17 protein-coding genes and 2 pseudogenes are annotated in these 24,018 nt (G+C 66.7%); 13 read left to right on the plus strand and 6 right to left on the minus strand.

Going from position 1 to position 24,018, the window contains the following annotated elements:
• Window positions 1–68: 68 nt before the first annotated feature.
• The 3 genes from QBL25_RS27630 to QBL25_RS27640 all read left to right on the plus strand — a co-directional run bounded on the left by QBL25_RS27630 (window position 69) and on the right by QBL25_RS27640 (window position 3,013).
• Window positions 69–1,040: a Ku protein gene (locus QBL25_RS27630; protein WP_409059665.1), complete on the plus strand. Its 972-nt coding sequence runs from the start codon at window positions 69–71 to the stop codon at window positions 1,038–1,040.
• Window positions 1,041–1,162: 122 nt separating this feature from the next.
• Window positions 1,163–1,426 (plus strand): type B 50S ribosomal protein L31, encoded by a 264-nt coding sequence (locus tag QBL25_RS27635; protein WP_409059666.1) that lies wholly within the window; start codon window positions 1,163–1,165, stop codon window positions 1,424–1,426.
• Between the two features lie 93 nt (window positions 1,427–1,519).
• Window positions 1,520–3,013 carry a DUF1254 domain-containing protein gene (locus tag QBL25_RS27640; RefSeq protein WP_409059667.1) on the plus strand — a complete coding sequence of 498 codons (1,494 nt, stop codon included), beginning with the start codon at window positions 1,520–1,522 and terminating at the stop codon, window positions 3,011–3,013.
• Window positions 3,014–3,083: 70 nt separating this feature from the next.
• Here QBL25_RS27640 and QBL25_RS27645 read toward each other — a convergent pair whose 3' ends face one another.
• From QBL25_RS27645 to QBL25_RS27660, 4 genes are all read right to left on the minus strand, one after another.
• A complete protein-coding gene (locus QBL25_RS27645; protein ID WP_409059668.1) occupies window positions 3,084–3,746 on the minus strand; it encodes a hypothetical protein in 663 nt (220 codons plus the stop codon).
• Window positions 3,747–3,829: 83 nt separating this feature from the next.
• The gene (locus QBL25_RS27650) at window positions 3,830–4,681 is read right to left on the minus strand and encodes a hypothetical protein (RefSeq protein WP_409059669.1); all 852 of its coding nucleotides are present in this window, start codon (window positions 4,679–4,681) and stop codon (window positions 3,830–3,832) included.
• Window positions 4,678–5,064: a TraR/DksA family transcriptional regulator gene (locus QBL25_RS27655; RefSeq protein ID WP_409059670.1), complete on the minus strand. Its 387-nt coding sequence runs from the start codon at window positions 5,062–5,064 to the stop codon at window positions 4,678–4,680. Before QBL25_RS27655 ends, QBL25_RS27650 begins: the two co-directional genes overlap by 4 nt.
• A 143-nt stretch (window positions 5,065–5,207) precedes the next feature.
• Entirely contained in the window at window positions 5,208–5,534 is a 327-nt protein-coding gene (locus QBL25_RS27660) for a TraR/DksA family transcriptional regulator (RefSeq protein WP_409059671.1), read from the minus strand.
• Between the two features lie 320 nt (window positions 5,535–5,854).
• On the opposite strand from QBL25_RS27660, the gene QBL25_RS27665 reads away from it, so the two are divergent.
• From QBL25_RS27665 to secD, 3 genes are all read left to right on the plus strand, one after another.
• Complete coding sequence (locus QBL25_RS27665) at window positions 5,855–6,856, plus strand: HAMP domain-containing sensor histidine kinase (RefSeq protein WP_409059672.1); 1,002 nt, start codon at window positions 5,855–5,857, stop codon at window positions 6,854–6,856.
• Window positions 6,853–7,557, plus strand: coding sequence for a response regulator (locus QBL25_RS27670; RefSeq protein ID WP_409059673.1), 705 nt, complete (start codon window positions 6,853–6,855; stop codon window positions 7,555–7,557). The genes QBL25_RS27665 and QBL25_RS27670 overlap by 4 nt, the downstream gene beginning before the upstream one ends.
• A gap of 1,843 nt (window positions 7,558–9,400) precedes the next feature.
• On the plus strand, window positions 9,401–11,779 hold the full coding sequence (secD, locus tag QBL25_RS27675) for a protein translocase subunit SecD (RefSeq protein ID WP_409059674.1): 2,379 nt from the start codon (window positions 9,401–9,403) through the stop codon (window positions 11,777–11,779).
• A gap of 22 nt (window positions 11,780–11,801) precedes the next feature.
• Here the strand turns inward: secD and QBL25_RS27680 are convergent, their stop codons facing one another.
• A complete protein-coding gene (locus tag QBL25_RS27680; RefSeq protein ID WP_409059675.1) occupies window positions 11,802–12,386 on the minus strand; it encodes a dihydrofolate reductase family protein in 585 nt (194 codons plus the stop codon).
• Between the two features lie 436 nt (window positions 12,387–12,822).
• On the opposite strand from QBL25_RS27680, the gene QBL25_RS27685 reads away from it, so the two are divergent.
• The 4 genes from QBL25_RS27685 (at window position 12,823) to QBL25_RS27700 (ending at window position 20,502) form a co-directional block, all read left to right on the plus strand.
• Complete coding sequence (locus QBL25_RS27685) at window positions 12,823–16,995, plus strand: AAA domain-containing protein (protein WP_409059676.1); 4,173 nt, start codon at window positions 12,823–12,825, stop codon at window positions 16,993–16,995.
• Between the two features lie 116 nt (window positions 16,996–17,111).
• Window positions 17,112–18,335, plus strand: coding sequence for a DNA cytosine methyltransferase (locus tag QBL25_RS27690; protein WP_409059677.1), 1,224 nt, complete (start codon window positions 17,112–17,114; stop codon window positions 18,333–18,335).
• Window positions 18,336–18,970: 635 nt separating this feature from the next.
• On the plus strand, window positions 18,971–19,510 hold the full coding sequence (locus QBL25_RS27695) for a DUF6932 family protein (RefSeq protein ID WP_409059678.1): 540 nt from the start codon (window positions 18,971–18,973) through the stop codon (window positions 19,508–19,510).
• Between the two features lie 410 nt (window positions 19,511–19,920).
• Window positions 19,921–20,502, plus strand: coding sequence for a hypothetical protein (locus QBL25_RS27700; RefSeq protein ID WP_409059679.1), 582 nt, complete (start codon window positions 19,921–19,923; stop codon window positions 20,500–20,502).
• 481 nt (window positions 20,503–20,983) lie between these two features.
• Here QBL25_RS27700 and QBL25_RS27705 read toward each other — a convergent pair whose 3' ends face one another.
• Window positions 20,984–22,078, minus strand: coding sequence for a DUF1152 domain-containing protein (locus tag QBL25_RS27705; protein ID WP_409059680.1), 1,095 nt, complete (start codon window positions 22,076–22,078; stop codon window positions 20,984–20,986).
• Between QBL25_RS27705 and QBL25_RS27710 the strand changes: the two are divergent.
• The 3 genes and pseudogenes from QBL25_RS27710 to QBL25_RS27720 form a co-directional block, all read left to right on the plus strand.
• A pseudogene (locus QBL25_RS27710) lies at window positions 22,079–22,474 on the plus strand (replication initiator); the annotation flags it as partial. It lies immediately after the preceding gene.
• Window positions 22,425–22,619, plus strand: a complete 195-nt coding sequence (locus QBL25_RS27715; RefSeq protein WP_409059681.1) for a helix-turn-helix transcriptional regulator — start codon at window positions 22,425–22,427, stop codon at window positions 22,617–22,619. The pseudogene QBL25_RS27710 and the gene QBL25_RS27715, both read left to right, overlap by 50 nt.
• A pseudogene (locus QBL25_RS27720) lies at window positions 22,616–23,987 on the plus strand (tyrosine-type recombinase/integrase). The gene QBL25_RS27715 and the pseudogene QBL25_RS27720 overlap by 4 nt, the downstream one beginning before the upstream one ends.
• Window positions 23,988–24,018 lie beyond the last annotated feature (31 nt).

A 24,018-nucleotide genomic window follows, 5' to 3' on the forward strand; every position in this document is an offset into this window, starting at 1 on the left:
CGATGAGAGTCCCACGAATGCGGATGAATCACCCCAAAACCGGGATCGGCTGCTGAGAGGTGCCTGACGTGCGATCCATATGGAACGGTGCGATCTCCTTCGGGCTGGTCAGCATCCCGATCAAGCTCATGAACGCCACCGAGAACCACGCGGTGTCCTTCCGGCAGATCCACCTGGAGGACGGGGGCCGGGTCCGCTACCGCAAGGTGTGCGAGCTGGAGGAGCGTGAGGTGACGCCCGCCGAGATAGGCAAGGGGTACGAGGACGCCGACGGCTCGATCATCCCGATCACGGACGAGGACCTGGCGGCCCTGCCGCTGCCGACGGCCAAGACGATCGAGATCGTCGCCTTCGTGCCGGCGGACGGGATCGACCCGATGCAGATGGACACGGCGTACTACCTGTCGGCCAACGGGGTGCCCGCGACGAAGCCGTACATCCTGCTGCGGGAGGCGCTGAAGCGGAGCCGGAAGGTGGCGATCGCGAGGTACGCGCTGCGGGGGCGCGAGCGGCTGGGGATGCTGCGGGTGGTGGACGACGTGATCGCGATGCACGCGCTGCTGTGGCCGGACGAGATCCGCCCGGCGGAGGGCGTGGCCCCGGACACGCAGGTGAAGGTGCGGGACGCGGAACTGGACCTGGCGGACGCGCTGATGGACACGCTGGGGGAGGTGGACGTCGCCGCCCTCCACGACGACTACCGCGCGGCGGTGGAGGAACTGATCGCCGCGAAGGCCTCGGGCACGGCCCCCGCGCGACCCACGGAGGAGGACTCCGGTGACGGCAAGGTGATCGACCTGATGGCGGCCCTGGAGAAGAGCGTGCGCGCGGCGAAGAAGGACCGGGATGACGGGGAGGTGGCGGAGGTGACGCAGCTGAAGGGGACGGCGGCGAAGCGCACGCAGGGAACGGCGGCGAAGCGCACGCAGGCGAAGAAGACGGCGAGGGCCACGCCGAAGGAGGTGGGGGGAAAGAAGTCGACGGCCAAGAAGACGACCCCCAAGAAGAAGCCCGAGGCGAAGAAGCGGGCGCGGGCGTAGGGAAGACCCCTGCGATCCGTGCCCGCGGTTCAGTGCCCCCGGAGGTCAGTGCCCCGCCGTTCAGTACCCCGCGTGGCGTCCCCAGGGTCGCCCCGGCCCCCGTACGCGGCGACCCTGGAGACATGACCCAGGACAAGAACCCCGACTACCGCCCCGTCGTCTTCCGCGACCGCTCGGCGGGCTACGCCTTCCTCACCCGTTCCACCGCCGAGAGCGACCAGACCATCGAGTGGGACGACGGAGAGACGTACCCCCTGGTGGAGGTGGAGATCTCCTCCGAGAGCCACCCCTTCTACACGGGCCGCGCCCGCGTCGTGGACTCCGAGGGCCAGGTGGCCAAGTTCGAACGCCGCTTCGGCGACCAGGAACCTCCGGCGACCTCGTAGTGCCCCGGGGAGCCTGGATCGCCGGGCTTCCGGACCCCGGCCCCCGGGACTCTCCACGCAGCGAACCGGCTTGACCACGAGAAGGCGACGGGCATGACCGACGGCACGACCGATCTCCAGGCGCTGGCGGCCGAGGCGTACATCTACGGCTACCCGATGGTGCTCAACCTCGACCAAGTCGACCGCGTCTCCCGCACGGGCCTGGGATCGGTACCTCCCGCGCCGTTCAACGAGTTCAGCCACGGCACCAAGCTCGCGGGTCCGGGCCCAGGTCCAGGCCCAGGTCCCAGCCCGTCCCCAGGCTCCGACGTGCCGACCGACGCCAGTGCCGGTCCCGCCGGTTCCGCCGGCCCCCCTGAGCCCCCGGCACCCCCGGACCCCAACGACGACCTCCTCTACTCCCTGGCCCAGCTCGACCTCTCCGGCGGAGCCCTGCTCCTGACCGTCCCGGACACCGGCGGCCGCTACTACGTCCTCCAGTTCGTGGACGCCTGGACCAACAACTTCGCCTACGTCGGCCGCCGCGCCACCGGCACGGGCGAGGCCAGCTACCTCCTCACGCCCCCCGGCTGGGACGAGGAGGTCCCCCTGGGCGCCACGCGGATCTCCGTACCGACCGAGCTGGCGACGATCGTCGGCAGGTGGGCCTGCACGGGCCCGGACGACGCGGCGGCGGTACGGGCCCTCCAGGAGGACACGCTTCTGGAGCCGTACTGGACGGCGACCGGAGAGTCCCACGGGCTGCCGACCCACACGTACATCCCCGAAGAGGAACCGGAAATCCGCTTCTACGAGAAGCTGCGGGCCCGCATGGCCGCCCTCCCGCCTGCCCCGGCGGACCGCTCCTACCAGCAACGCTTCGCGCCGCTCGGCCTGTTGGACGCCGAGAGCCCCTATGCCCACCCCGAACCGGAGCTGGCGAAAGCGCTGCGCGCGGGGTTCGCCGCGGGCAAGGAGCAGGTCGAGCAGGCAGCCGTCGCATCCGTCGCATCCGCCGCATCCGCCGCATCCGCCGCATCCGCCCACGCTGACCAAGGCGACGCACGGCAGAACGGCTGGCAACCCTCGTACCACGCCTTCGACTTCAACGCCGACCACTTCGAGGTCGGCACCCGCAAGGACCCCCAATGGATCTGCGCCGACCGCGAGTCGGGCCGCATGCGGCGCGCCACGTCGGCGCACACCATGCTCTGGGGCAAGCACGGATACGAAGCGGCGTACGCGATGGCGTGGGACGACGGCGACGGCAGGCCGCTGGACGGCGAGCACGCGTACACGCTGCGCTTCGAGAAGCCGCCGCCCGTGGACGCGTTCTGGTCGGTCACGATGTACGGCCTGCCGGACCGCGGCCTCGTCGCCGACCCCGTCGAGCGCCACTCCATCGGCGACCGCACCCCGGGCCTGAGTCACGACGACGACGGCTCCCTCACGCTCCTCCTCCAGCGGCAGCGCCCGGCCGACGACAAGACGGCCGCGAACTGGCTCCCCACGCCGGAGGGCCGCTTCCGCCCGGTCCTGCGGATGTACATGCCGCGGGCCGCGGTCTTCGACGGGACGTACGAGCTGCCGCCGATCCGCCGCGCCTGAGCCCTGCCCGGCGGGCGTGATCGGATGTGACCAGGCGGGATGGGGCGTGATCGGGCGTGATCAGGCGCGCTCACGGGGGAGTGGTGGTCCACCGAGGGGCGGTACGCGCCCAAGCCGCTTCCCAGCGGGCGAGGTTGTGCCGCTCCAGCCTGCGGTGGACGCCGGCGTACGCGGCGGCGCCCAGGATCGGGACGGCCATGGCGGCCAGGACGACGTAGCCCGTGGTGTGGTCACGGACCTCGTCCGTGGTGAGGGGCGGCCCGGTGAGCTCGCCGTCGTCGTCCGCCCATACGCGGACGGAGTCCCCCGCGGCCAGGGCGGGTTCGACGTCCGCCTGCGCGGTGTGGCCGTGCCCGTGGCGGTCGGTGAAGCGGACGGTGACCGGATACCGGGTCTTCCTCGCCTCGGCCGAGCCGGGCTCGGGATGGCGGGGCGCGTCGTGGACGAGCACGGCGGTGGTGCGGTGCCGGGTGTCGGCCTGGTGCCGCGCGGTCTGTTCCAGATGGCGCCGGGCCGTGTCACCGACCAGGACGACGGCGGCCGGGGTGGCGACCAGGACGGCGAGGAAGAGGCCGACGGCGATCCAGCCCTGGAGGAGGTCGGTGCGGCGCCGAAGGGGGTTGCGACGCCAGCGCCACAGGAGGAACGGGCGGACGGGCCGGGGGCTGGGGCGAGAGCGGAGGTCCGGGTGTTTGTCGGGAGGCGGCTGTGCCGGGGGGATGTGGCCGGCCACGGAAGCTCCTTATGGGGTGGAGGGGGCGGGGTCGGTGTAGGGGAGGGGGGCTAACGGGGGGAGAGAGAAGCGGAAGGCGGGGGCTAATGGGGGCGTATGGGGCCGGTGTCCTCGCTGCGGCTGCCGGTCGTGGAGGGGTGGCCGTGGGCGGCCCGGAGGAGTTTGGCGGCACCGCGGACGGCTGCGGTGTGCGGGGCGGGTACGGGCTGGACGGGGGCGTGCAGCCCGGCGGCGAGACCGCAGGTGACGTCGGGCAGCAGGGCGCCGCCACCGGCCAGCAGCGCGCCGCGCCGGAGGGCTTCGAGGGTCCGGGACGTGCGGTCCTGTTCGAGCATGGCGGTCACCATCGCGAGGACGCTGTCGGTGATCCGGGTGGGGGTGCACGGACCCGTGGGCCCGTCTCCGTCACTGGTCCCCAGGGCGGTGTGCCGCGCGTCGACGACGTCACCGTCGGCGAGCAGGGCGACCTCGGTGAGGTGGGCGCCGATGTCCACGACCAGCAGGGGACGCGACAGATCGGCGTCCACGGCCGAGGCCACGGCGCGCGCGGTGGGAAGGGTCAGGACGGCCCGCGGGCGGAGGACCTCGACGGCCGCGCGGGCCTCGGCCCGGTAGGCGACCCCGCCCAGGACGGGCGCGGTCAGGATGAGCAGGGGCCGCCCGAAGCGGGGCAGCCGTGGGCCGAGCAGCCGGTCGAGCATCAGGGCGGTGCCGGGGGTGTCGACGATGGCTCCGCGCCGGACGGGGTAGACGGCGGAGCCGCCGTGAAAGGTCACCGTGGGCACGTCGAGGATCATCCGCCGCCCGGACGTCCAGGCGCGGGTCCGGGCGCTGCCCAGGTCGAGGGCGATGCCGGAGCACTGCCGGCACCGGGGCCAGGAGCGGTGCCGGCCGCGGGGCACGTAGGTGGTGGCCGTCGTCGAGGGCGCGCTCATCGGTCGCCTCCGCGCACCTGCCGGCAGTGGGCGCAGCGAGCGCAGTAACGGGCCTGCGGCACGATCATCAGGCGCTCGCGGTCGATGGGGTGCCGGCACAGGTGGCAGGCGCCGTAATCGCCGCGGTCCATGCGTACGAGGGCTGCCTCGACGTCGGCGAGCACCATGCGGGCGGATGCGGCGAGCTTGATGCGCACCTCCGTACGGGAGGAACTCTGCCGGTCGAGGAGCGCGTCGGCGCGGGTCAGCGCGGAGGCGGAGAGCTGCTGCAACTGTTCGCGGCGGAACAGGAACTGCTCGCGCAGGTTCTCGTGCAGGGCGGCGAGATCCTCGGGCGAGAGCTGCCGCGTACGGGAGTCGTCGACGGTTTGTTGGTTCACCACTTCACCCCTCGGGCAGGGCGGGAGACGGAGAGAGGGACCGGCGGTCGGCCGGGAGACTGCGGTCTATCGGTGTGTGGGGTGGCCGGGAGGCCGGGGTATACCGGGGTATACCGGGGTATCGGGAGGCCGGGCTGCCGGTCGGTTCAGTCGGCTTTGCGCTGGCAGGGCACGCAGAACTGCGTGTAGGGCAGGATCTCCAGGCGCTCGACGGGGATGGGCTTGGCGCAGGCGGGGCAGGTTCCGTAGCTGCCGTCCCGGACGCGGGCGAGAGCGGCGTCGACTTCTTTGAGCACTCGTTCGATGGTGTCCTTCTGCGCGGACATCACCTGTTCCTCCGCCTCGTGCCCGGCTTCGTCGATGGCCCGCAACTGTGTCAGCCGCGAGGCACGTTCGTGCTCCAGGCGCCGACGGGCGTCGTGCGGGGTCAGCCGTTCGGTGCGGGCGGCGAGCGGGGGAGTGTCGAGCGACATGGCGGGTCCTTCTTCCGACAGGGTGGCCGCCGGGAGGGCGGCGCGTACGTACCCCCCACCGTGGCCGCTGCCCGACGTAAAACCCATCGGGCGCGATACCCATCTGTGCCGGGACCGGAGGTGGGGAAATGGGCATTGGGCCCCATCGACGGACGGAAGGGGAGCGGGCAGGCTGGACAGGAGGCGGGCCAAGATCAGCGGCAAGCGGTCAACGAAGATCAGCGGCAAGCGGTCGACCAAGATCAGCGGCAACCGGTCAACCAAGATCAACGAAGATCAACGAAGTCGTTGAAGCGAGCAGAGAGAAAGGCGCCACCCCGTTGTCCCTGTTCTGGCGGATCTTCGCGCTCAACGCGGTGGTGCTGGGAAGCGCCACCGCCCTGCTCCTGTGGGCGCCGGTGACCGTCTCCGTGCCGGTGGTGCTGACCGAGGCGGTCATCCTCGTGGGCGGTCTTGCCGTCATGCTGGTCGCCAACGCGGCCCTGCTGCGGATAGGCCTGGCCCCGCTGGAACGGCTCACCCGGCTGATGACCACCGTCGACCTGCTGCGCCCCGGGCACCGGCTGCCGGAGCAGGGCGGGGGCGAGACCGCCGAGTTGATCCGCACGTTCAACGCCATGCTCGAACGGCTGGAACAGGAACGGGCCGCCAGCAGTGCCCGCGTGCTCCTGGCGCAGGAATCCGAGCGGCGCCGTATCGCCCAGGAGCTCCACGACGAGGTGGGTCAGACGATGACCGCGGTCCTGCTGGCCCTCAAACGGGCGTCGGACGCGGCGGACGAACCCCTGCGGGGTGAGCTGCGCCAGGCGCAGGAGATCACCCGGGGGAGCCTGGACGAAGTACGCCGCCTGGTACGCAGACTGCGCCCCGGCGTGCTGGACGACCTGGGCCTGATCAGCGCCCTGACGTCGCTGACCACGGAGTTCGCCACGCACGCGGGCCTGCGGGTGGTACGCGGCTTCGACCCCGACCTGCCCCCACTGGACCAGCAGGCGGAACTGGTCCTCTACCGGGTGGCCCAGGAGGCTCTGACCAACGCCGCCCGCCATGCCGACGCGGACCGGGTCGAGGTGAGCCTGGCCCGGGCCGGCGGCGGGGTGGTCCTGTGCGTCGAGGACGACGGCCGGGGCACGGGGGTCGCGCACGAGGGGGCGGGGATCCGCGGGATGCGCGAACGGGCGCTGTTCATCGGGGCGTCGCTGGACGTGACGTCACGGCCGGGGGCGGGCACGCAGGTCAGACTGACGGTGCCGATGCCCGTACGGACCCCGGCCCCACCCCCAGAAGACAACGATGAGCACGACGGGCAGGCGCGGCGATGAACACGAGTGACACCCCTGACGCCCACGCGAGGAGCGCCTCGAACGCCGGGCCGGCCAGGATCCGCATCCTTTTGGCGGACGACCACGCGTTGGTACGGCGTGGGGTGCGGTTGATCCTCGACGGGGAGCCGGATCTGGAGGTCGTCGCCGAGGCGGGGGACGGGGCGGAAGCCGTCGCGCTGGCCCGCACGCACGAGGTGGACCTGGCGGTCCTGGACATCGCGATGCCCCGGATGACCGGTCTCCAGGCCGCACGCGAACTGGCCGCGCTGAAGCCGGGCGTACGGGTGCTGATGCTGACGATGCACGACAACGAGCAGTACTTCTTCCAGGCGCTGAAGGCGGGGGCGAGCGGATACGTGCTGAAGTCGGTGGCGGACCGGGACCTGGTCGCCGCGTGCCGCGCGGCCATGCGCGACGAGCCGTTCCTCTACCCGGGGGCGGTGACCGCCCTGGTCCGCAACTACCTGGACCGAATCCGCCAGGGCGAGGAACCACCGGACCAAGTGCTCACGCCGAGGGAGGAGGAGGTCCTCAAGCTGGTGGCCGAGGGGCACTCCTCGAAGGAGATCGCGGAGATGCTCTTCATCAGCATCAAGACGGTCCACCGGCACAGAGAGAACCTGCTCCACAAACTGGGCCTACGCAACCGCCTGGAACTCACGCGCTACGCCATCAGAGCAGGCCTGACGGAACCCTGACGCCAGGGCCCGCGCGTTACCGGCGCCGGGGCCACTGGTGCCGGGACCACTGGCGCCGGGACCGCCGGTGCCGGGACTAGGGCCGCTGGGACCGCTGGTGCCGGGACCAGGGCCGCCGGGGCCACCAGCGCCGGGACTACCGGCGCCGGGACCAGGGCGGCCGGGACCACCAGCCCCGGGTTCACGGCCGCCGTGACCACCGACACCGAGACCACGGCCGCCGGAACCACCGGGGCCGGGACCACGACCGCCGGAACCACCAGGGCCGAGCCGACAGGCCCGACCACCACTTCGCGAACTCGACCGGAACGACCCGAACCAACCACCAGACCGCCTCAAGGCCCGGCTGCTACTCCCCAGCTGGGCCTTGAGGTCCCGCCCCGGACAAACCTGAGCCGCCCACCGGAGCAGGCCCACCGGCAACCACCACCGACACGAAAGGGGACGGATCGTGCCAAGCTCCCCGCACGCCGTCCCGCACACAGCGGTGCCGCGCACAGCCCGGCACAGGCTCCAGCGCGCCGCCCGACCCACGCCCTCACGCGCCACCCGACCCACGCCTCCGCGTGCGGTCCGGCACACGCCCCCGCGTGCCATCGGCGGGAGCCCGGCAGTGCTACTCGCCGCAGTACTGGCCGTCCTCGTGGCCTTGCTGGGCGCACCCGAGCAGGGCAGCGCCCCCCAACCAACGGCGAACGCCGCAACGCCGGCCACGCCTTCCGGCCCGCCCCACAACGGCCCCCAGCCGCACCCGTACGAGACGTCCCCCCACCTCCCCAGCAAGCCCCACGCCCCGCCAAGCGCAGAGCCCACCCACGCCGTCAGCGAGACTTACCTCTCGACGAGCCCGGAACGCGCCCGCATCCCCAGCGCGGCCCACGCCCAGCCAAGCGCCGGACCGGCGCAGGTCCTCAGCGGGTTCTACGTTCCGCCGAACACCGCCAAGCCCACCCACGCCTCCATCCAGGCGGACCTCTCCTCAAGCCCGAGGCCCGCACGCATCCTGCGCGCGGTGCACGCCCAGCCAGGCCCTGGACCCGCGCAGCCCCTCAGCAAGCCCCACGCCCCACCAAGCTCAACAGCCGCATCTCCCCACACCCACGCACTCGGCGAGTCCAAGGCCGCGCCAACCCCCAACACCCCACGCACACACAGCGCACCGCACGCAGACGACGCGGACCCCGCAGTCTCCAGCGCCGCGACCCGCAGCCACCGCGACACCACCGGCGAGCGCCCGTCGCCGCCGCCCCCCGCCGCCCCGACGGCAGGCTGCACGCGTGCCGCCGCACATCAGCCCGCGTGGACGCCCCCGGCGGCAGTACTCCCGCCCGCGTCCCTGAAGGCGGCCGGCCCTCCCGGCGTACGCGCACCGCCCCCACCCCCGGCACCTGAGCTCCCCCTCTTCCCTTGACCGCGGCCCTTGCCTTGGCCGCGGCATGCCTGCCGGAGGTCACCTGTGCAACGCCCCGCACGCCGCGACGCGAACCGCTCCTCAAACCCCGACGCGGACCACCCCTCAAGCCCCGACGCAGACCACCCCACAAGCCCCGACGCAGACCACCCCACAAGCCCCAATGTGAACCGCCCCACAAACCCCGACGCGAACCGCTCCACACCCCCGGACGCAAAAAGCCCCCCAGAGCCAGACACGAACCACCCCCCACGCCAAGCCACCCCACGCCCCGCCACCCCGCGCCTCTCCTCCACCCCCCGCTCCCCGAGCCCAGCAACCACCCGACGCCCGCGCCAAGCGAACTCCCGGCTCCCACGCCCGCCCGCGACCCGCCGCCCACCACACCTCAGAGCCCTACTGGCCCTGGCCGCAGTAGCCCTCTCCCTCTACGTGGCCCTGACCGTCCCCGTCCAACTCGGCCTGGACCTACGCGGCGGCACCCAACTCGTACTGGAGACCCGCCCCACCGCCACCTCCGACACGGGCAAGCAGGCAACCGACCGCACCATGGAGGTCCTCCGCGGCCGCATCGACGCGCTGGGCGTCGCGGAGCCCACCATCGCCCGCTCCGGCGACCACCGCATCGTCATCGAACTACCCGGCGCCCAGGACCCCACCAAAGCGGCGGACATGCTCGGCCGCACCGCCGAACTCACCTTCCACGAGGTACTCGGCACAGCACCACGCAACCCCGACCAACCCCACCCCAAGCAACGCCCCGGCGAACAAGTCCTGCCCGACGAATCCAACGAAGCGGGCGAGTCCGGCGGGTCCGGTGAATCCCTGCACCTCGCCCCACCCTCACTGACAGGCAAGGACGTCGAAAAGGCAACGAACCGCTTCGACCAACAAGCAGGCGCCGGCTGGCACGTCAACGTCGACTTCAAGAACACCGACGACTCCGCCGGCCAAGGCGACCAAGCCAACACAAAGGGCCCCGACGACCCCGACGACCGCGACGGCCCCGGCGGTCAGGCCAGCTGGGCCCGCCTGACCGGCAAGGCGGCCTGCCACCAACCCGGAGACCCGTCCCGCCGAGTAGCCATCGTCCTGGACGGCAAGATCATCTCCTCACCCCAGGTGGACCCCTCGGTCCAGTGCGGAACAGGTATCACCGGCGGCTCGACCCAGATCACCGGCTCCTTCACCGACACCGAAGCCCGCGAACTGGCCCTGCTCATCAGCGGCGGCGCCCTACCCGTCCCCGTGGAAATCGTCGAACAGCGCACGGTAGGCGCCAGCCTGGGCGAACAAGCCATCACGGCCAGCATCTGGGCCGCCGCCATCGGCACCGCGCTGACCTCCCTCTTCATCATCGCCATCTACCGCCTCATGGGCCTCCTGGCCACCCTCGCCCTCGCCGCCTACGGCCTCATCTCCTACGCGGCCCTCGCCGCCCTCGGCGCCACCCTCACCCTCCCCGGCCTCGCCGGCTTCGTCCTGGCCATCGGCATGGCGGTCGACGCCAACGTCCTCGTCTTCGAACGGGCCCGCGAGGAGTACGCGGCCCGAAGCCGCCCCACGCCCCGCTCCTCCCTGACCGCCGGCTTCCGCAGCGCCTTCAGCGCGATCGCGGACTCGAACATCACCACGCTCATCGCCGCGGGCCTGCTGTTCTTCCTCGCGTCAGGCCCGGTACGAGGCTTCGGCGTCACCCTGGGCATCGGCGTCCTGGCCTCGATGTTCAGCGCCCTGGTCATCACCCGCGCCCTGGCCGACTACGCGGCGGCCCGTCCCGCCATACGCCGCCGCCCCGCCCTGACCGGCATCGCAGGAATCGGCACGATCCGCGCCCGCCTCATCAAGGCGAACCCCCACCTCATGAGCCACCCCCGCAGATGGCTGGCGGCTTCAGCGGCGGCCCTGGTCCTGGCCGGGTCCGGAATCGTCCTGCGCGGCCTGGACTTCGGCATCGAATTCACGGGCGGCCGCGTCATCGAGTACGCCATCAAGGCCCCGATCGACCCGGAAAAGGCCAGAACGGCCCTGGCGGAAGCCGGATTCCGGAAGGCGCTGGTGCAAACGACCGACGAAAACCACCTGATGGTCCGCACCGAACCCCTGACGAACCCCCAAGCGGACAAAATCACAGCAACAATCGCCACCCTGACGGACGAAGAGTCAGCCGCAGCCCCGAAGAAACTCCGAGACGAGACGATCGGCCCCAGCCTGGGCAAGGAACTACGCCAGAGCGCCCTCATAGCGCTAGCGGTAGCCCTGGCAGCCCAACTCGCTTACTTGGCGGCCCGCTTCCGCCTCCTGCTCGGAACGGCAGCGGTAGCTGCCCTGGCCCACGACGTGGTCATCCTCGTCGGCGTCTTCGCTTGGCTGGGCAAGCCGATAGACGGCATTTTCCTGGCAGCACTGCTGACGGTGATCGGCTACTCGGTGAACGACTCGGTGGTGGTATTCGACAGAATCAGAGAACTAACAAAGACGAAAAAACTCCAGAATCCCCTTAACGCGAGCACCCAACCCAAAACCCAAACCAGAAGCGAAAAGCAAACCGCAACCCCCCACAGCAATCCGACCACCCGCACCACCCCCTACGCCCAAACAACCAACAAGGCACTCCTACAAACCCTGCCCCGCACCATCAACACAGGAATGGGCGCGGCATTCATCCTCACGGCCCTGGCAACGCTGGGAGATCCACCCTTGACGGACTTCGCCCTGGCGCTCCTGATCGGCCTGGCGGTAGGCACGTACTCGTCCATGTTCACGGCCACACCCCTGGCCATAGAACTGAAAAACCGAGTACCGGGATAGGACGCGAAGGAGAGAAGAGAACTCACCCATGCCCATGCAAGATGGGCCGATAGACGAGATCCTGGATATGCCCGTCAAGGGTCCGCTGCTCGATCAACTCAAGGTCGAAGTCGGCGGACCCCCGGAAGATCGGATCCAACCCGGTCCGACCGGTGATCACGGGAAAGAGCGTCACCTGTACGCGATCCACTAGCCCGGCGGCCATCAACGCCCGGTTCATCGCAAGGCTGCCGTGCGAGCGCAGCGGCACAGGGGATTCCTTCTTGAGCCGAGCAACCACGTCGACGGCGTCACCCCTGGAAATTTCGGCATCGGGCCAGTCGAGAGGCCCTTCCAGCGTGCTGGACACAACGGTCGCCGGCAGATTCCGCATCCGAGTGACCCAGGGGTCACGCACATCGGCGTCATCGGCACTCGCGGCCACCATCTGCGCGAACGCCCGATACGTATGGGCCCCAAAGACCATCCGCTGCTCCTGGCGATACAACGCAAGCCGACGATCGAGAAGCTCGGGCCCTTGCTTCCCCCAATACCCGGTCCAGTCCCCACCGGCGGCCCCAAAGCCATCAAGACTGGAGAACACATCGAACGTATAACTGACGGACACGACAACCTCCCAATGACGAAGCACATGTCACAAGGAGGGACACCCCTGAACGCAAAAACTCATCGCCGCCACAAGCAAAGAATTCCCACACATGCCCCCCGAATGCAGGGCACGTGATCAACTCCGACGCCTGCTAGGCCCTGTACCGACTCCGAGGCCACGCCAAGCCTGCTCGGCTGCACATACGCGAAGACCCCGGCCTCAGCGTTTCCGCTGGTGACGGGGTCTTGGGCACCCAATACAAGGTGCCCCCGGCAGGATTCGAACCTGCGCACACGGCTCCGGAGGCCGATTCGCCCTACCAGGAATGACCAGGTCAGCGCGCCTGAGCGCCGAGCCAACCGCGCTCTCCGTCCACGGATAGTCCGCAAGCCAGGGCCAGTTGTCGTACCCCGCGCCTAGACTTCGACCAAGGTCGGTACGGGAGGGCTGGACAGTGCAAGAGGCAAGTGCGGTCTCGGCGGGGGCGGTTCGTCCGCAGGTACGAGTCTCCGAGATCGGTGAGTTTGTTCGGCACCAGTCGTGTCAGCGACGGTTCAAGTTGGACTCCAACCGCCGACGACTCACGCGGCGTCTCCCGTTTGCTGAGCGCCTATTCAACCCGCTGGACTATGTCTTGTCTGCGCGCGGCAAGGAGCAGGAGACTCACTGGGAGCAGGAGCTCCAGGAGGCTGGGTTCAGCGAGGTCACCTCGCACATGCCCAGCGTGGAGGAGACCGGCGCCTTCCCCTCATGGGACGATTTTGCTGCCGCTCTTGAGGGCTTGGAGGCTCAGCACACTGCGTACGGGCGCGAGATCCGCTTGGCTGGCAGCTTGGGTGCCTTTGACGTCGAGGGGCGTGCCGACTTCCTGTTGCTGCTGTGGGAGGGAGGGCTGCCAGTACTTCGGGTGGTCGAGTGCAAGGCTAGCCGCCGGGACAGGACCTATCAGAGGCTGCAAGTTGCCTTCTACGCCTTGCTCATTAAGGACAGGCTAACCTCTCGGCCTCTATTTGTAGCGGGCGAGCGGCTTGACCCTGAGCGCGTTGAATGTGTCGTAGCTAGAATCGATGCAGAGACCAATGAGCGGCAGCAGATTATGAATATGGCGCCGCTGGATCTTTCCCTTGAAGAGGCAGATGCCCTGAGGCTGGTAGCCGACGACGGCACGCTTGCCGACATCATGGCAACCGATCTCGATGACCTTGGTTATCAGCTTGACGCCAAGTGTGACGGGTGTGTGTTCAGCGTCGACTGTTTGACGGAGAGCGCCCGTCAGAGGCGTCACGAACTATTGGGAATCAGTGCGCCGACGGCAGCTGCGCTTCGGCAAGCGGGGATCGAAACGATCGATGATCTCGCCGAGATTGATTCAGATGACCCGCGCGCTCGGATGGTCCGAGCGGACCCCGGCTTCACAGAACCAGTTGAACGGCTACGCACCCTCGCGGCTACCCGCCGCTCGACATTGCCTGGCGGTGACCAGAACCCGGATAATTTCCGTGTGCAAGCTTATCGCCCCTCGCCCACGAGTCAGCTTCCTGAATACGAACAGGATGGCCAGAGGGTTATTCGTGTGTATCTCTCCGTCGACTACGACTACACGGAGAATCGAATCGGTGCGGTAGCGGCACACATCACGAAGAGTGATGGCACGATTCATACGCCTTGGCGTGATGAAGAGGGTGAGACTCGTCAGCCAAGCCCGGATGTGGTTGAGCGGTTGAACACCGTTGACTCTCAGGGGCGGAAGCAGTGGGGCGAACCCCGGCCGGTGCAAGGGCAGTCGATTGTTCATTTCCAGTCGTCCGAATGGAGCGGAGAGTATCGCTCTGACACAGGTTCCGAACGTCAAATTCTGCAGTCATTCTTTAATGATTTGACCACGGCCGTCGCCGAAATTTCGGATGGCGGAGACGTTAAGTTGCACTTCTATGTATGGTCCCGCAGTGAGATGAGCAGGCTTGTCGAGGCCTGCTCGCGAACCAGCGGCAAGCTTCTCAGCGCTCTGCGGGAGCTGCTCGGCTGCCGGGAAAGCCTTGAGCAGCTCATCTATTCCTGTGTGCAGGACGAGGTGAACAGTCGCTACGCCTTGGGCTGGACAGGGAGAGGGCTCTCTGTGGTTACCTCCTTGCCCTGGTTCGGCCGCTCTTACCACTGGCGTCGACGGGTAGCTGGTCAAGAAGTAGATTTGGATCAGGTATTTACGCAAGACATCTTCGACTTCAAGACCGCGCTCGGGGTGGACGGTCAAGGGAACTGGGCCAAAGGCCCGCAAGATTCGATCCTATCGCACCGCTTCGAAATTCGAAGCCGATTCCACGACAGCCTACCTGCTCCGTATTGGCATGCAGCCTGGGACACGCTGCCGGATCCCGATAGTAGCGTCATTGATATTCCCGCGAATACGCGGAATGCCATTCGGCGTTACCAGCAAGCCGGCGAGATTGGCATGCTGAAGGAGTACCTGAAAGCCCGTATCCTCGCTCTGCGGTGGGTCGAGGAAGCCATCGCCTTCAAGAATTCCGACATCGTGAAGCCGACTCTGCAGGTTGCGGATCTTCGACGCTTCACTCTCGGAGTGAATGATGTCGCCGCAGCAGGAATCGACTTCCTGCGACTAGATCACTTTGTAAAGCTGAACGACTGGACTGCGACCAACATTCAACCGCCGGCGTCTCGCGTTCCAACAGGCCGCACGCTGCCACTAGAAGGGGTGGAAAGTTTGGGGCGGGGACGCCTCGTTGGTAAAATTGTGCCAACGGAATACGGTTTGGAGCTCGAAGAACTTCGAAATAGAACCCCTATTCAAGTGGGATCAATGTGCAGGATCAACCCGTGCAGTGACGATACCTATCGGGGGCAAAGCATCCGTCAGCTGCGCAAGGGTGGACGCACGGGGACTATCAAAACCATTGATTGGATCACCGGAGACATTGAGATCGAAGAGTTTTTCAATCCTGAATCTCGGTATGTCCTCCACGCGTGGTCCAGCAAGGACCCTGAATCCGTCTTTGATTTCGCAACATTGGATGAATCCCCGTCCGATTACGTAGCCGGTAAAGTTGAGGATCGGCTTACGGCGGCGGTTGGCTCTCATGTCTATCCGTGGCTTGATCCGGAGCGTCCGCGGGTTGCTCCCCGACCGTCACTGACGTCGGCTGAAACAGCTAAGTGGAAATCGGTCGTGGAAGGAATCGAGTTTTCAGGCGGGTTCGGTCTATCTCCGGACCAAACGCAAGCTGTCCTCGAAGGCCTGGATACGCGTATGCAGGTGCTGCAGGGGCCGCCTGGGACTGGGAAAACCCAGACGACGAGCGTGGCTATAGCAATTCGGGCGGCGCATCGTTTGCAAGTTGGCGACATTATTTTGGTGGCGGCGCATACACATGCTGCCGTCGACACTTTGCTTGAGCGTCTGCAACGAGTTCTTCCGGATGTTCATGCAGCTGGTAGCAAGACTGGTGCGGCAATCCCGGACATCGAAATTGGGCGAATTCATTCGTCGAAGATCCCGGTAGCGGGAAACTCCTTCGGTGCGACAGATATTCTATCTACCTCGAGCGCCAATGCGATTAAGAAACTGAGCAAAAACGCGGTTGTTGTGCTCGGAGGTACGACGGCTGCATTGCTGAAGATGGCACAGAGCCTGGATTCTAAGGTGACGTGGCAAAAGCGGGGTGGGTTTTCCGCCCCCTTGCTCGTCGTCGATGAGGGCTCGATGATGGTTCTGCCTCATTTCTTGGGTTTGGCGACACTGGTGTCCACAGACGGCGACGTACTTGTTGCTGGTGACCATCGTCAGCTGCAGCCGATCGTTGCTCATGACTGGGATCACGAAGACCGTCCACCGTCCGTCGTGTATCAGCCCTTCTCCAGCGCCTTTAACGCGCTGCGTGGGATCGGGGCACGTGACGACGTCAGTCCCAATTCGGTGCGTCGCTCAGCCCTTGAATTGACTTTCCGAATGCCACCGCTGATCACTGAGGTGATCGCTCGCCTTTACCGCCTCGACGAGATCGAGCTCAAGAGCCTAAAGGAAGCGTCGTTTAGTGATGGGGAGGTTGATGACGACGTCGACCGGCAGGGTCTAGAGCAGGTATGGCGTGGGGAAGCAGGGCTATATCTCGTTCTGCACGACGATAAGTCGTCGAGACAGAGCAACTCTGTCGAGCTCGAAATTATTCAGCAAGTGCTGGAATCGAACAGTTCGCTACCTGCGGATAGCGTCGCTATCATCACCCCCCACAGGGCCCAGCGATCTATGCTCTCGGCTCAGATCACAAATCAGGGCGTGGGTGTCATTGACACTGTGGAGCGGCTCCAAGGAGGCGAGAGGCCAACCATCATCGTGAGTGGCACAGCGAGCGACCCTGCAGCCATCTCGTCGAACGCACGGTTTTTGCTCGACCTCAATCGGTCAAACGTGGCCTTCAGTAGGGCACAGGAGCGCCTCATCGTCGTCTGCGCCCGGTCTCTGCTGGACGCGCTGCCGGCGGAGCTAGAGGACTACCATGCAGCTCTGCTGTGGAAGTCTCTGCGCTCTCTCTGCACTCGCAAGGTCGGAGAGGGGAGTATGGCCGATGCCGAGTATGAGGTGTACACAGTCCCGCGGCAGCTTGATCATTAGAAGAAGACGGCGGTGTGGGCCTGCGCGGTCGGCAAACGACCAGGTCACTTGACACCAAGTCTCAGATACTGTGAGCTCGACATGACGGCTTATCGAGGCCACAGGAGGCGGACCAGGTGCGGGCGCGCAGGCCCATCGGGCGTGTTCTATCCCTTTTTTCGGGCGCTGGCGGCCTAGACCTCGGCCTTGAGCGTGCGGGGTTGGCAACCATCGCATGCCTTGAGACTGACGGTGATGCCCAGGCTGTCCTACGGGCGAACAGGCCGTCGTGGTGGCTGCCTGCTAACGGTGACGTGGCGGCCGCAGCAAGCTGGCTGGATCCAGCAGCACTTGGGCTGAAGCGGGGCGATCTGGACCTGATCGCGGGCGGGCCTCCCTGCCAGCCATTTTCAAAGGCTGCGCAGTGGAACAGGGCGGCCCGTGCAGGAATGCGTGATCCCCGCGCACAGAGCATCCATGGCATGTTCGATCTGATCGACGCCTTCCTCCCGAAGGCGTTGCTCCTTGAGAATGTTTCTGGATTCCTCCAGGGTAAAGAGAGTGCAGTCGACGTCGTGATGGAGCGGCTCGACGAAATAAATCGGAAGAATAGTACAAACTATTCCCTTTCGTGGGAGATTGTTGACTCAGCTGACTACGGTGTACCGCAGCATCGGCAGAGAGCTATTGCAATTGCTTACCGTGAAGGTCAGGCCGTGCAACTTCCGAGGCCAACGCACCTTGGCAAACCTGTGAGGTCCTGGGATGCCCTCTGGGATCTCAATGAGGAAAAGAAGCCCGAGCCTTCCGGCTACTGGTCCGGGTTGTTGCCCTCGATTCCGGAAGGTAGCAATTACCTTCACCATACGGCACGGGGTAATGGAGAAGAGATTTTCGGCTGGCGTACCCGATATTGGTCGTTTCTTCTAAAGTTGGCGAAGGATCGCCCGTCGTGGACTTTGCCCGCCTCGCCTGGGCCAAGTACAGGTCCATTCCACTGGGAAAACCGTCCCCTCTCTGTGCGTGAGCAAGCTCGACTTCAGAGTTTCCCGGACGCCTGGAGATTCTCGGGAATGGAGCGAGTGCAGCGACGAGTCGTTGGGAATGCGACCCCTCCTCTGTTGGCCGAGGTGCTAGGCCGATCAATTGTTGCGCAACTGGGGTTGGGAGAGGACGAGGAGCGTGTACAGCTCATGTCTCGGCGTCCCACTTTGCTCCGATCTCGACGCCGACTGATCCCCAGCGAAGGCCCTGTGCTCGCCGTACCAGACGCCTACCGAGAGCACATCGGAGCGAAGGCAGCGCATCCAGGCCACGGACGTGGCCCATCTCCTCGAATGGCCATTGAGGAAGTCGCTTAGCCCAGAGGGGGTTCTTGGGATCAGCCTCCGTGGCCTCAGATGGAGACGTAGTCGGTGATGTTTTTTGTCGACCACCGGTGAGATGACGACGAATCTAGGTCGCCCCTTAAGCTTCCGGCGAGTTGGGCAGTCTGTGGACTGCCCGCTAACCACGACGCTGGGTCCATGACCTTAGAGGCTCGCCCCAAAGTGACTGCTTAAGGCCGTGGGGCCGACTGGCCTCAGCTGCGGGGGAACGGCCCAGGGAGTAGGTTCCGCCCGTAGTTGTCAGCTCCCGCGATCCGGCCTCCTCAGTAACCCAAGGTGTCCGTTGCCGGTGGTGTGGTGACTCCCTGGCCTCTCACGGCCCGTTTGTTGGGCTCTGGTTACTGGGGTGCAGAGGGGGGCGACGGTGACACGAGGCGGTGGCGCAGACATTGAGCGGCGGGGCGGCGGCCGGCCGGTGGCCCGCCGCCGACCCCTTGTTGTTGCTCTTCGGTCCTTCGGCCCCTTGGGGACTGCTCGAGCCTGGTGGGGCTCTCTCTAGGCAACCATCTGTCAGCCGAAGGTCTGCCCGCGAACAACCGGATCACTCTGTGCGTGAGGCATGAGTCACCTAGAGTGTCGGGACTACTCCGCTTGGTCCTTGGAGCCGTATGCCTCCCCTACCGCCGTTTGCCTCGGACACGCAGTGTCCGCCTCCTGGTCGATACCCCATGACCTGGGAGGAGGTTGAGTACTCGCTGGTGAGGGCAGCAGCTTGGAAGGCGTCGAGCACTCGACCGGGCCTCTGGGTCGAACTCCAGTCACACAGGGCCCTGGTTGAGTGCCTGTTTGGTTCCGTGACGCGTATTTGGCTCGCAGGTAGCTTTGTAAGCGGCAAACTGGACCCCAGCGATATCGACCTGGCTTACCTGATTGACGCGGACGCCTACAGGGGAGTCACCGAGCCTGACGAGATTGCAGACCTTGCCAACCTCAGCGATCGGGAGTGGTGTGTGAAGCACGGCATGCGCATCGACGCCTACTTGCTGAGTTTGCCTGCCACTGTGGACTTCCGGGACCTGGGTACGGTTGGCGCGATGGCGGCGGGAGACAGTGAGGTCTTCCAGATGCTTGGTCTCTACGACGAAATCTGGCAGCGTTGCCGCGCTGGTCACCGCCAGCGTAGGGGCTACGTGGAGGTAGCACTATGAGCACTCCTCACAGCTTGCCTGACGCTACGGACAAGAAGGCCATGCGGGCTTGGTTGGCGGCTAGGCGGTCGGAGTCGTCGGAGAAGCCAGTGCCTCGTAATCTGTCTGAGCTGCGATCGGTCCAGCTCAGGCGCCTCGCGCGGTCACTTCATACCGAGGCCGGGACGGAAGCTCTTGATCGTCCTGGCCGTCCAGTCCTCCGTTTTGCGTTGGACGGAGAGACCGTGCGTGCCAATCGAGTCGAATCGGCTGTCCTGGGGGACTGGCTACGCGCCCTGCAAGCGGCTGTCCAGTCCGTTGCCAATGCGATCGATGACCTGCGTCCCACGCGCGACGCGGGGCCCGTGCCCAGAGAGATTCAGCGAGCAACCAAGCTCTTCTCTGGGCCTGTCTTCGCATCGTCTTACGGCATGATCTTGGAGGGGGCTGCGGACTCGGCGCAGGCTGAGCTACCCGGCATTGGGACTGATGCCCTGCTAGACAGGGCGATCAACCGAATCTTCGACGTGGCTGACCGCGCGAGTTCTGGGATTGGTGCGGAAGAAGCGGTCTTGGATGCGGCGCTGCCACTAGGCCGCCGCGTCATAAAGCATCTATCCGAATTGTCGGATGTGCTCGCCTCCTCGGGTACGGATGTCACTCTCAGCTGGGAGACCAAGGCAACTGCGCGACGGGCTTCTTTCAGTTCGGAGAGTGCTGAACGGTGCCGCAGTGCGCTACGGGCTGCACAGGTGGAGGACTCCAATGCCCGGCTCGAGGGGACAGTGGTCGGCGGGAGCAAGGTGCGGGGAGTAATTGAGATTGAAGTAGAGGGGAGCGGCGTGGTGGTCATCCGGACTCTAAAGGAGGACGTAACCGCGCTCGTGGCTGCGTACGCAGAGCGACACGTAGTGGCTGACGTGCACGTTCTCACAGCTCGTTCACCAGGTGGTCGAGAGCACCGCAGCTACGCCTTGCTCGATCTATCCCTTCAGGAAAATGCAGACGAGTAGGGAACCATCTCGCTGCTTCAGACCTTGTCTTTTACGCCAACACTTCCCACCACTCTCCCCAGCTCCCATCCCGTCCGCCGTCGACCCACACACCGTGGAGCGGGCGTGGTCCATGGCGTCCAGGTGGAGCGCGCCACTGTACGAACGACCTGGACGCCATGGACCGCGTCTGCTCGGCTCTGCCTGGGGCGATGGCGGACGGGATGGGAGCTCCCCACGCACGCCACGACGGGCCGGCACTCCGTACGGCGCCCCCTCCATCCCAGAGTCTGAGCGCCCCCGCCGGAGGCATGGCCCTGTTCTGGGTCCGCTTCGTGCGGTGATCGCCGATTGGCCTTCGGCCCTATCCACGTGGGCGGGCGTCGGCGCAGCCGGGGCGGAGCGGGCCGGAGGCAGGAGCGGCGCCCCGAGCGGAGCCGGGAAGCCCGCCCGGCGGAGCGGAGCGCAGCCGGGTGCTTGAAACCGTAGAGAAGGTTGTTACTCAGGCATCGGCTGGGATGTGCCACAGCGGTGCGACGTAGCGCTCCGGACGGCTACTGATGAGGAGCTGGCGCAGGTCATCGCGTTGTGAGCCGTTGAGGTTCAGGATCTCTGTGAGGTGGCGGAACGTCGTGTGGGTTACTCCGCGGCTTCGGGCCGCCTCCTCGAACCGGGCGAGCCGCGAGAGCACGTTGTCGCGGTCAAGGTTGACCGCTGGCTGGTCCTTGAGCCAAGCGGCCTTGTTGCGCTCGTAGTCGATTTCCGAATAGCCGCAGACTTCGCGGCTGTAGGTCTCCACCTCGTCCAGGCTGGCGGTCGACAGGATGGCGCGAGCCAGCTCGTTGCGATGCAGGGCGTCATCCAGGTCGACTTCATGGACCGCCGGGCCGTCGTCCGTGAGCGGAATGGGGAGTCCGGCGTCCCGTACTTCGCAGATGCCTCGTACTCCGCGCGCTGTTGCAGCGAGCATCCCGGTGGCCTCGGACGGGTGCCACTCCAGGACCGAGCTGACCGACTCTGCGTCCTTGGCGGTCAATGTGCGGACGAGGGGCCCGAGCAAGCTGCGCACCTTGTCGATCGGGAGTTCACCATCCAGGCCGGGACCGGCAACCAAGAGCCTGACGGGAGCGGTCACCTGGCAGCACGCGGCCAGCGTGAGGGCGTCGGCGAGCGGGCTCTTAAGTGTCGGTTCGTCGCCTCGCGCGAGGATGTCACCGCCCACGTCCAGGAGATCGATCGAGCTCGGCTCCAAGTGGTCGACGAGCTCTTCGAGTTGGCGTGTGATGCCTTCGGCTCCGTGGTGTGGGTCGATCAGAGCGAAAGTGTGCGGCAGCTCCGCTGCGAGTCGCGGGAGGGTGGATCCTGCCGGGGCGATCGGGCGGGCTTCGGCCGGCACCGACCAGACCGAGGGAGTGACGGGTTCGAGGCCCGTGAAGTCGGATGGGCCTCGGGGGCCTGGGACGGGGTCGACCAAGAGGCGGTCCCACGCGTACGTGAGGATCACCGCCTGGTCCTCGTCGCCGTAAAGGGCGGCGTCAAGCATTGCGGCGGCGACTGCGTCGCCCCCTCCTCCTGCTGCGACGATCAACCGCGTCATGTGGCCCAGGCACGCATCTCAGAACACGCCGAACGCATGATCCGCGTCGCCTGGAGTCTCGGCGCTCGCCCCGTACTCGCCGAGCTCCGCCTTCGGGCCTGGGCTCACATGCTCGGCTTCCGCGGCCACTTCTCCACCAAGTCCCGCCGCTACTCCACCACCCTCGGCGCACTCCGCAACGCACGAGCCGAATGGCGCCGAGCACAAGCCACCCCGGCGACCGAAACGGCCCCGGAATCGACCCTCGTCCTCTCTCACTGGGTCTTCGCCGGAACCGGGCTCAGCAACGCCGAAGCCTGGCTCGCCGTGTCCCTCGAACCCGCCCCCGGAACGGAAGGGGACCGACATGGACCACCGTCGCGACGAGCTGATGACTGTTTGCCAAGTCCTGGATGAGCTGGGCGGTGTTTCTCGCCGGACGTTCTATCGCTGGCGTGAGCTCGGATACGGGCCGGCCGTGTTCAAGCTGCCCAACGGGGAGCTCCGGGTGTGGCGGAGTGACTTCACCACGTGGCTGAGGCACTTGGAGGCGGCAGCGTGAAGTCTCTCGACGTGAAGGTGTGGGCCGTACGCAAGCGCGACACTAAAACGCCCTCCTACGGAGTCCGCTGGTCCGTGGCGGGCAACGTCTTCTCCGACTCCTTCCGTACCAAGGCCCTCGCCGATCACTACCGCACGAAGCTGATGCGTGCGATGCGCGACGGCGAGGAGTTCGACACGGAGTCGGGCCTTCCCGCCTCGATGGAAGAGAAGAAGTCGGCTGTGTCGTGGTACGGCTTCGCCCTCAGGTACCTCGCGATGAAGTGGCCGCATGCCGCCCCCAACACGCGGGATGGCATCAACGAATCGCTCACCAGCGTGACAGTGGAGCTCCTCGACGAGCGCGCCGGACGGCCGTCGGATGAAGTGATCCGCAAGGCGCTTCGGAACTGGGCTTTCGTGCTCCCGGGGCCCAACGACCGCGAAATCCCGGACGACGTGCGGAACGTTCTTCACTGGGTGTCCAAGGCATCCCGGCCCCTCGCCGACCTTGCCGAACCCGCCACGGCCCGTGCAGTTCTCGACTCGCTGAAGCTCAAGCTCGACGGCACCGCCGCAGCAGCTGAAACCGTACGGCGTAAGCGGCGGACGCTCGTCAACGCTGCAAACTACGCGGTCGACCTGGGAGAGCTTCGTGAGAACCCCATCACAGCTGTCCGCTGGCAGAAGCCGAAGGTGTCCAACCAGATCGCCCCGCGTTGTCGCCAACCCGGAGCAGGCACGCAATCTGCTGGCGGCCGTTTCCTACGTGGGCGGATACCGGCGAGCTCGTGGCCGTCGCCTTGTGGGTCTGTTCGCCGCCATGTACTTCGGCGGTCTCCGGCCGGCTGAGGCGGTGGGGCTCGTTGAGACGGACCTGATCCTCCCAGAGCTGGGATGGGGATCGGCCTTGCTCCACCGAACTCGCCCGTCGGTGGGCAAGCAGTGGACCGACTCGGGGGAGACCCATGACGACCGCGGGCTGAAAAATCGACCGAACGAGGATGTCCGGCGAGTGCCCATCCCGCCTCACCTCGTCGCCGTGCTTCGCGAGCACCTGGCCACCTTCGGCGCGGCAGATGACGGGCGGTTGTTCTTCAGCGAGAAGGGGGCCGTCGTCCCGTCCTCGACGTACTACCGCGTGTGGCAGGAGGCTCGGCTGCTCGCGCTGCCCACGGCCGTAGCGGCTTCGCCTCTCGCGAGTCGGCCGTACGACCTTCGGCACTCCGCCTTGTCGACGTGGCTCAACGCGGGTGTCGACCCCACCGAGGTGGCCGAGCGCGCCGGCAACAGTGTTGAGGTCCTGCTGACCCGCTACGCCAAGTGACTCGACGGACGTCAGGACGTCGCCAACCGACGTATCGAGGACCTGCTGCGCGAATACGAGTGACGGTACCTGACCGTGCCCCCGAGGCCTCTGG

Origin of the sequence: Streptomyces sp. SYP-A7185, from assembly GCF_046103685.1 — a bacterium.
GTDB lineage: Bacteria > Actinomycetota > Actinomycetes > Streptomycetales > Streptomycetaceae > Streptomyces.

Excerpts from the sequence above, each read along its gene's own strand:
- QBL25_RS27635 (WP_409059666.1), top strand. The coding sequence starts at position 1,163 with ATGACCCAGGACAAGAACCCCGACTACCGCCCCGTCGTCTTCCGCGAC.
- QBL25_RS27715 (WP_409059681.1), top strand. The coding sequence starts at position 22,425 with ATGGACCACCGTCGCGACGAGCTGATGACTGTTTGCCAAGTCCTGGAT.
- QBL25_RS27700 (WP_409059679.1), top strand. The coding sequence starts at position 19,921 with ATGATCTTGGAGGGGGCTGCGGACTCGGCGCAGGCTGAGCTACCCGGC.
- QBL25_RS27705 (WP_409059680.1), bottom strand. The coding sequence starts at position 22,078 with ATGACGCGGTTGATCGTCGCAGCAGGAGGAGGGGGCGACGCAGTCGCC.
- QBL25_RS27640 (WP_409059667.1), top strand. The coding sequence starts at position 1,520 with ATGACCGACGGCACGACCGATCTCCAGGCGCTGGCGGCCGAGGCGTAC.
- QBL25_RS27650 (WP_409059669.1), bottom strand. The coding sequence starts at position 4,681 with ATGAGCGCGCCCTCGACGACGGCCACCACCTACGTGCCCCGCGGCCGG.
- QBL25_RS27695 (WP_409059678.1), top strand. The coding sequence starts at position 18,971 with ATGCCTCCCCTACCGCCGTTTGCCTCGGACACGCAGTGTCCGCCTCCT.
- QBL25_RS27660 (WP_409059671.1), bottom strand. The coding sequence starts at position 5,534 with ATGTCGCTCGACACTCCCCCGCTCGCCGCCCGCACCGAACGGCTGACC.
- QBL25_RS27670 (WP_409059673.1), top strand. The coding sequence starts at position 6,853 with ATGAACACGAGTGACACCCCTGACGCCCACGCGAGGAGCGCCTCGAAC.